The sequence below is a fragment of the Kitasatospora sp. NE20-6 genome (genome assembly GCF_045862635.1).
In genome coordinates this window covers 1-3460 of sequence record NZ_BPRL01000142.1, presented here as the reverse complement: position 1 = coordinate 3460, position 3460 = coordinate 1, and the positions used below count along the sequence as shown (strand labels likewise).

Annotated in this window: 3 protein-coding genes and 1 pseudogene; all 4 read right to left on the bottom strand. The window is 72.6% G+C overall.

Annotation, left to right across the window (positions count from 1 at the left end; all coding sequences use genetic code 11):
- A pseudogene (locus SNE206_RS39790) lies at positions 1 to 341 on the bottom strand (acetyl-CoA C-acyltransferase); the annotation flags it as partial.
- 181 nt (positions 342 to 522) lie between these two features.
- A complete protein-coding gene (locus SNE206_RS39785) occupies positions 523 to 2073 on the bottom strand; it encodes an ABC transporter substrate-binding protein (RefSeq protein WP_407918475.1) in 1551 nt (516 codons plus the stop codon).
- A 28-nt stretch (positions 2074 to 2101) separates the two neighbouring features.
- The gene (locus tag SNE206_RS39780) at positions 2102 to 3025 is read right to left on the bottom strand and encodes a 3-hydroxybutyryl-CoA dehydrogenase (protein WP_407918474.1); all 924 of its coding nucleotides are present in this window, start codon (positions 3023 to 3025) and stop codon (positions 2102 to 2104) included.
- On the bottom strand, positions 3022 to 3460 hold a 439-nt coding region (locus tag SNE206_RS39775), incomplete at its 5' end, for an acyl-CoA dehydrogenase family protein (RefSeq protein ID WP_407918473.1). The genes SNE206_RS39780 and SNE206_RS39775, both read right to left, overlap by 4 nt.

The following is a 3460-nucleotide window of genomic DNA, read 5'->3' as shown; positions in this document are numbered from 1 at the left end:
GAGACGAAGATGTCGCCCTCGCCGGCCTTGATGGCGTGCAGCGCCATGCGGGTGGTCTGCAGCGAGGAGGAGCAGTAGCGGGTGACGGTGGTGCCCGGGAGGTAGTCCATGCCCATCTGGACCGCGACGATGCGGGCCAGGTTGTGGCCCTGCTCGCCGCCGGGCAGGCCGCAGCCGAGCATCAGGTCGTCGATCTGCCGCGGGTCGAGGCCGGGGACCTTCGCGAGGGCCGCGGCGATGACCTGGGCGGTCAGGTCGTCCGGGCGGACGTCCCTGAGGGATCCCTTGAACGCCCGGCCGATCGGCGAACGGGCGGCGCTGACGATGACGGCTTCGGGCATGGTGGGCTCCGGTTCACGGGAGAGGCGTACGCGGGAAAGGCGCACGCGGGAGAGGCGCACGAGGGAAAGGTGCACGCGGGAGAGGCGCACGAGGGAAAGGTGCACGCGGGAAGGCGTACGGGAGGGTGGTGCGGACGCGGATCGGGGTGGGACGTCCGGGGTGGGGCGCCGGAGGCGGAGGTCAGCGGGGGGCGTTCTGCGCGGGCTGCCAGTCCTGGAGGCGGGGGCCGGAACCGCCGTCCTCGCCGCCGCGGGTGGTGACCTTCTTCGGGTCGTAGAACCAGGTGACCGTGACGAACCCGACGCCGACGTACCAGGCCTGGTCGATCAGCCGCGCGGACATGTCGCGCAGCCCGGCCGCCGCCTTGGGACTGGTGGCGTCCTGGGCCTGGCGGAGCGCGGCGGTGAAGGCGGGGTCGGTGCTGCGGAAGGGGTTGCGCCGGCTGCGTTCACCGAAGTTCTCGACGAGCGCGGTGTACGGCGGGGTGCCCTGGGTGGGCAGCACCACGGCGGGATAGACGCGGCTGGCCAGGCTCTGCAGGTACTCGTCGTACGGTTTGACGACCTCCTCCACCTTCACGCCGATCGCGGCCCACGCCGGGACGACCGCGTGGAGCACGACGTCGCACTTGAAACTGCCGGTGGTCAGCACCTGCAGGGTGAAGCCGTTCGGGTAGCCGGCCTGGGTGAGGAGCTGTCGCGCCTTGGCGGCGTCGTGGGGGTAGGCGTCGTCGAGGGCCGCGTCGTAGCCCTGGGCCGTCGGCGGGACGATCTGGACGGTGGGCCGTGCGGCGCCGCCGAACAGCGCGGAGTCGATCGCGCTCCGGTCCACGGCGTAGTTCAGGGCCCGACGGACCCGGACGTCCTTGAGCGCGGGCACGCGGGTTCCGTCCCGGTCGAGCAGGTTGACCAGGTAGTAGGCGCCCTGGCCCCGTGTCGACTCCAGCCCGGCCCGGGCGGCCTTCGGGACGGCCGCGGAGCTGCCGGTGGCGATGTCGACCCGGCCCGCCGCGAGGGCGTCGTACCCGGCGTCGATGTCGGGGAGGACCTGGAAGACGGCGTTCTCGAACGGGTAGGCGTCGTGGTCCCAGTAGTCCTTCCGGCGGTGGAAGACGTACCGGGTGCCCGGGGTGCTGAGGGCTGCGTCGTAGGTGTAGGGGCCGGAGCCGTCCACGGTGGAGGCGAGCGCCTCGGGGATGACCAGGCGCTCGGGATTGACGATCATGCCGCCGCAGCCCGCCAGGGTGGCCGGCAGGTCCGGGTAGGGCCGGTTCAGGGTGATGACGACGCGGGTCGGCCCGTCGGTCTCGATCGACTGCACCGCCACGGCGAAGTCCGCCGTGGCGGCGCCGGAGGAGATGCCGGCCCGGTCGAGGTTCCGCTTGACCGCCTGGGCGTCCAGCGGCGTCCCGTCGGCGAACGTGACGCCGGTGCGCAGCTGGAGGTCGAACCGGACCGGGCTCCGGTAGTGCCAGGAGGTGGCGAGGGAGGGGTGGACGGTGCCGTCGGGTGCCAGGCGCAGCAGGGTGTCGTAGGCGGCGCCCAGGATGTTCTGGTCCGGCGCGCCCGTGCAGGAGTACGGGTCGAGGTCGGTGGGCGCGCTCGGCGAGACGATGGTGATCGTCCGGCCTGCGGAGCCGTCCGCGGGGGCGTCGGGGCCGCTGCAGGCGCCGGCGGCCAGTGCCGTGGCGAGGCAGAGGGAGGTCAGGGGTCTTCGGGGTGCGGGTGGCATCGTCTTCCTTCTCCGGGCGGGAGCGGGTTCAGCGGGCGTTCGTGGCGGCGGTGGCGGGCGCGGGGGCGTCCGTGCGCGGCGGGTGCTCGTGGAAGCCGCGGCCGGTCTTGCGTCCGAGCCGGCCGGCCCGCACCATGCGGGAGAGCAGCGGCGGAGGGGCGTAGAGCGGTTCCCTGAACTCGGTGTGGAGGGTTTCGGCGACGGCCAGGGTGGTGTCGAGGCCGATGTGGTCGATGAGTGCCAGGGGGCCCATCGGGTGGGCGCAGCCGCGGACCATGCCCGTGTCGATGTCGTGGGCGGAGGCGACTCCGGCTTCGAGCATGCGGACGGCCGAGAGGAGGTACGGGATCAGGAGGGCGTTGACGACGAATCCCGCGCGGTCCGGTGCGGCGATCACGTGCCGGCCGAGGGTGTCGGCGGCGAAGGCGCGCAGCCGTTCCCGGGTGTCGTCGGTGGTGGCCAGCGACGGGACGAGTTCGACGAGGTCGAGGACCGGGACGGGGTTGAAGAAGTGCAGTCCCGCCACCTGGCCGGGCCGGGTGGTGGCCGTGCCGAGGGTGATGATCGGGATGGCGGAGGTGTTCGAGGCGAACAGGGCGTCGGGGCGGGTCATGATCCGGTCGAGGTCGGCGAAGATCCCGGCTTTCAGTTCCTCGTTCTCCGGGACGGCCTCCAGGACGAGGTCCCGGTCGGCGAAGTCGTCCAGGGCGGTGGTGAACGTCAGGGCTGCCAGGGTGGCGTCCCGGTCCGCGGGGGTGAGCCTGCCGCGTTCGAGGGCGCGGGTGAGGGAGTCCTCGATCCTGCGGCGGCCGGTCGCGAGCGCGTCGCCGTTCACCTCGTACACGAGGGTGTCGAGGCCCGCGCGGGCGCAGACCTCGGCGATGCCGGAGCCCATGAGGCCGCAGCCCACCACGCCGACCTTCCGTACCGGGGCCGTGCTCGTCCGGCTCATCGGGCGCCCGCCGGGGTGCCGGGCAGGTTGCGGGCCATGACGATGCGCTGGACCTGGTTGGTGCCCTCGTAGATCTGGGTGATCTTGGCGTCGCGCATCATGCGCTCGACCGGGTAGTCGCGGGTGTAGCCGTAGCCGCCGAGGAGCTGGACGGCGTCGGTGGTGATCTCCATCGCGGCGTCGGAGGCGAAGCACTTGGCGGCGGCACCGAAGAAGGTCAGGTCGGCGTCGGTGCGCTGGGACTTCGCGGCGGCGGCGTAGGTGAGCTGGCGGGCGGCCTCCAGCTTCATCGCCATGTCGGCCAGCATGAACTGCACGCCCTGGAACTCGGCGATCGCCTTGCCGAACTGCTTGCGCTCCTGCACGTAGCCCTTGGCGTAGTCGAGGGCGCCCTGCGCGATGCCGATCGCCTGCGCGGCGATGGTGACCCGGGTG